The sequence below is a fragment of the Brachybacterium nesterenkovii genome (genome assembly GCF_900163655.1).
GTDB classification, from domain to species: Bacteria; Actinomycetota; Actinomycetes; order Actinomycetales; family Dermabacteraceae; genus Brachybacterium; species Brachybacterium nesterenkovii.
Window position 1 is genome coordinate 1 of the sequence record NZ_FWFG01000062.1, and the last position, 4,842, is coordinate 4,842.

Here is a 4,842-nt window from a genome sequence, read left to right on the forward strand (position 1 = left end):
GCCGCGGCCCTTGTCATGCCCCTTGCCTTTGCCGTTGCCCTTGCCGGACCCGTTGCCCGAGTCCTGGGCGATCGGCAGCACCTGCACCACGGTCGGCTTCGGACCGCGGCCCGCTCCGAACTCGGGGAACATCGAGGTGGGGGCGTCGTAGGTGCCGTCCTCGCCCGGATGCTGGACCGACACGAAGGCCGACTTGTCCTGGTCGCGGACGATCGGGCCGCAGGTCTCGGCGTCGACGGGGACGGACAGGAACTGCTCGACGCGGCCGCGCTCGGCGCCGTCGAGGGTCACGCGGAACAGGCCGTCGTTGTAGCCGATGCCGTCGGGCGCGCCGTCGGTCGAGATCCACAGGTTGCCCACGGAGTCGAACGCGAGGTTGTCGGGGCAGGAGATCGGCGAGACCTTGTCGGTGGGGAAGCCGCTGAAGTAGGTCGTGTCGGTCTTGGGGTCGCCGCAGACCAGCAGCAGGTTCCACGCGAACGCGGTCGACGTCTGGTCGCCCTGCTCGTCGATCTCGATCACGTGGCCGTCGCGGTTCTCGGTGCGCGGGTTGGCCTCGTCGGCGGCGGCCTTGCCGGTCTTGCCGCGGTCGGAGTTGTTCGTGCAGGCCACGTACACCTTGCGGGACTTCAGCGACGGCTCGACATCCTCGCAGCGGTCCATCTTGGTGGGGCCCACCTTGTCGGCCGCGAGACGGGTGCGCACGAGCACCTGCTCGACGCTCATGCCCGCGACCTGGGACTCGCCTCCGACGATGAGCGGGATCCACTCGCCGGTGCCGTCGAACGAGCCGTCCGAGGGGACCGTGCCGGTGCCGTCGATCTCGGCGGCCGGGGAGTTCCCGGTGAACTTGGCGACGTACAGGTCGCCGTTCTCCAGCAGCGTCATGTTGTGCTTCTTGTCGCCCTCGATGTAGGTGTCGCGGGAGACGAACTTGTACAGGTAGTCGAACTTCTCGTCGTCGCCGGAGTAGGCGACGGCCTTGCCGTTCTCGGCGATGATGACGTTGGCGCCCTCGTGCTTGAAGCGGCCCAGCGACGTGTGCTTGCGGGGCGTGGACTGCGGGTCCCACGGGTCCACCTCGACGATCCAGCCGAAGCGGTTGGCCTCGTTCTCGTAGCCGGCGGTGCGGGTGTCGAAGCGGGGGTCGACGTTCTCCCAGCCGCGGGCGGTGGCCTTGTCGGCCAGGCCGTAGCGCTTGTCCTCGGCCGAGGTGCCGGGGGCCCGGAAGTAGCTGTGGAAGTTCTCCTCGCCGGAGAGCAGGGTGCCCCACGGGGTCAGGCCGCCCGAGCAGTTGCCGAAGGTGCCCAGCGGGGTGGTCCCGGCCGGGTCGTCCTTGGTCCTCAGCAGCTCCGAGCCCGCGGCGGGGCCGGTGAAGGCGTAGGGGGTGTCCTCGACGATGCGGCGGTTGAGCTCGCCGTCGATCACGTACGTATAGGGCTGCTCGCGGCTGGTGCGCTCGAGCTCGACGACGGTGAGGCCGTGGGCGGCCAGGCCGATCCTGGCGATGTCCTCGGGGGACGTCGTGGTCGGCAGCATGATGTTCTCGTTCGTGTACTCGTGGTTGACGAACATGACGGCGCGCAGGCCGTCGCTGCCGGGGATCTCCTGGATCTCCGTGTAGTCGTTGTTGTAGCCGAACTGCACCTTCTGCGCCTCGGGCGTCTGGTGCTCCCAGTCGAAGTCGGGGGCGTCGGAGAACAGCTTGTCGCCCCACGTGATGATCGGGTGCCAGGCGAAGCCCTCGGGGACGGTGAGCTCGTCGACCGTGTACTTGACCGGCTCGATCGCCGTGAACTCGAGCGGCGAGCCGTCCGCGGCCTCCGCGGGGACGGGGCCGAGCGTCGGCGCGGCCTGCGCCTCGGTCGCACCGGTGGTGCCCGCCACGCCGATCGCCACGGCGCCTGCGGCGGCGCCGCCGAGGAGGGCGCGGCGCGAGAGGGTCGAGGAGACGATGTCGCGGAAGTACCCGTTGGACGTGGTGTTGCACGTCTCGCTGAGGCACTGGTTGCCGCACTTGAGCGCGCAGGTGACGGCCGAGCGCTTGCCGGCGACGTGGTCCTTCATGAGCAGGGGCAAATGCAGGGGCATGGCGAGGCCTTCCGGGGTGGGCGGGTGCTCCGGACGATGCGACGCCGATGACGGCCCCAGGGGCCTGGGGTGAGGAGGCGACGATGACGCGGGGCGGGGCGATGTCCCGCAGAGCATTCCCGAGCCCCGTGACGCCTCCCGCACGCGCGGGTGAACGCGACGTGACGCGTCCGGGTCGAGAGGGCCGCCGCAGGTCAGGCCGCGACGCGCTCCGACCGCCGGTGCGCGAGCTGCGCGCGCGTGGTCCAGCCGTCGAACAGCGCCGCGCCCGGCTCGAGGTCGATGCCCCGGGCGAGCGGCCCGAGGTCCACGGGATCGGCGCCGAGCCGCGCGAGCACCGCGGCGACGGTCGCCCGCGCAGCCGGGTCGTCGCCCGCGAGCGCGACCGCGCGCCCCGTCACCCCCAGCTCCTCGATGTCGTGGTAGCCCAGGTGGTTGAGGGACTTGACCACGGCGCTGCGCCGCAGATGCGCGGCGAGCAGCTCGCTCGTCGAGGTGCCCGGCGCCCCGGACCGGGGGCCCTCGGCCGCGCGGCGACGGGCGGCGGCGAGCGCGTCCTCGTCCGCGCTCCCCCACGCGTTGGTCGCGTCGATCACGACCGCCCCTGCGAGGTCGTCCGGGTCGAGCTGCAGGGCGGCGTGGAGCGGCAGGGCGAGGATCACGGCGTCGGCCCGGTCCGCGAGCCGCGCGATCTCGTCGCGGCGGGCGCCGGGGAGCGCGGTGCGCACGAGGTCGTCGGGCAGCCGGGAGCCCACCTCCACGTGGAAGCCGCGGCGCAGGGCGGTGCGGGCGAGCGCGGTCCCGAGCTTGCCCGTGCCGAGGATCCCGAGCACGGGGGTCCCGGTCCGTCCTCGCCGGGGCGCGTGGGGCGTGCCGACGTCGGCGAGCGTGCAGGCGAGGGCGCGGGCCAGGGCGTCGTTGCGTCGGAACGAGGGCGCGTTGGTGCGCGGTCGCGCGAACGCGCCCACCTGCAGCTCGGAGGTGCCGGGGCCCACGGCCCACAGGCCCTCGTGCGGCGCGCCGTCGGGACCGAGCACCCGCAGGGAGTCGTCGACCGCGAGGCGTCCCGGGCTGCTCGCGGACTCGACGCCGATCGGCTCGTCGCCGACGAGGGAGCGCAGGAGCTCCGACGCCGAGGTCGCGAGCGCGGCCGCCGGGAGGAACGCGTCGACGAGGGCGCGGGCCGCGACCACCGTGCCGGCCCCGCCGCGCGCGACGAACCGCCCCGTGCGCTCGTCGGTCGTCACACGCACGCGGGGACCGAGGAAGCGGACGACGCCGGCGCGCTCGAGCGCGAGGAGCTGCTGCAGACGGTGCGGCGGCGGCCCCGAGTCCACGAAGGAGAAGAGCGAGAACCAGCGTCCCGCATCGCGATGCCGCGAGTCCTCGGTCAGGCGCGAGCTCGGCAGGTGCTCGGCGAGGACGCCGTGGATGCGCAGGAGGGTCTGGAACAGGGCGCGCTCGGCGGTCGCGGGGCCCACGGCGCGCGCGGCGAGGTCGGCCTCGACGTGCGAGACGACCTCATCCCGCACGGTGTCGAGCGCGCGGCGACGGTCGACGTCGTCCGGTTCAGTGTCCGGCCCAGTGTCCGATGCTGCGTCCGGCGCTGTGTCCGGGGCGCTCGCGCGGACGAGGTCGCGCAGCGGGTCGTCGAGCCACGCGGCGGCGGGATCGACCGCGGGATCGACGGCGAGCTCGGGAACGGCGCGCGCGATCTCGGAGGCGATGAGCGGCAGCACGTCGCGCGCGTAGTCGAGGTGCCCGGTGGCGTCCTCGCGCGCGTCGAGGGCCTGCGCGGTGACGTGCACGAGGTCGCGCGGACCGGCCGGCTCGGACTCGCCCCGCACCTTGGAGTGGAAGGGGACGCCGCGCCGCGAGCCGACCCACAGCCGCGGCTCGCGACCCGAGGGCACGTAGACGAGCCGCCCGGGCTCGCCGTCGCGCGGGTCGGGCTCGAAGCGGCCGCCGCGGCCCTCGGTCAGCAGCGCCATGAGGTCGATGAACGCCAGGCCCATGCCCCGCACGATCACGTCCTCGCCCGCGGGCAGGCTGTCGAGGTCGGCGTCCCGGGCCTGGGAGGGGCCGATCCAGGCGCCGCCGTGGCGCCGCGCGAACTCCGCGTTCGCGCGGTCCGCGGCGCCGGGCAGGGCGTCGGTGTGGCCGAGCGCGAGCAGCACCGCGTCCGCCGGAAGCTCGGCGCCCCCGGCCAGGCGCACCCGCCAGCTCGAGGCGTCGACGCGCCGCAGCGCGACGGCCTCCTCCCGGTGCAGGTGCACGCGGACGGTGGTCGGCAGCGCCGCGAGCACGTGGCCGAAGAACCACTCGAGGTACAGCGCCTGGACGCGGCGGCTCGCGAACGCGTCCGCCCCCATCTCGTCGATCTCGGCCCGCAGAGAGGTGGAGGCGGTGGGGGCCGCGCGGTGGCCCGAGCGGATCTCCTCGGCCCACTCCGCGAGCGTCGGACCCGGCACGACCGGACCGTCCATCACGACGGAGTCGTCCGTGAACACGGTCACATCCCGGGCGCGGGAGTTCATGAGCAGCAGGGGGCTCTCGTCGGTGCTCCAGATCCGGCCCGCACCGGGCATGCACGGGTCCACGAGGTCGATCTCGACCTCTCGACCGCGCAGCTCGGCAGCGCTCGCGGCGAAGCGCTCGAGCACCCCGATCGCCCGCGGACCTGCGCCGATGATGACAAGGCGGGCGGGCGGCAGGGACCGCTGGGGGTCCTGCGGGCGGTGGTCTCGGGGG

General features: G+C 73.9%; 2 protein-coding genes. Both read right to left on the bottom strand.

The features are described 5' to 3' along the window. On the bottom strand, positions 1–2,091 hold a 2,091-nt coding region (locus FM110_RS07015), incomplete at its 3' end, for a PhoX family protein (protein WP_143276303.1). Positions 2,092–2,285: 194 nt separating this feature from the next. After that, positions 2,286–4,842, bottom strand: a 2,557-nt coding sequence (locus FM110_RS07020; protein WP_327230529.1) for an FAD/NAD(P)-binding protein, incomplete at its 5' end; no start/stop codon positions are given.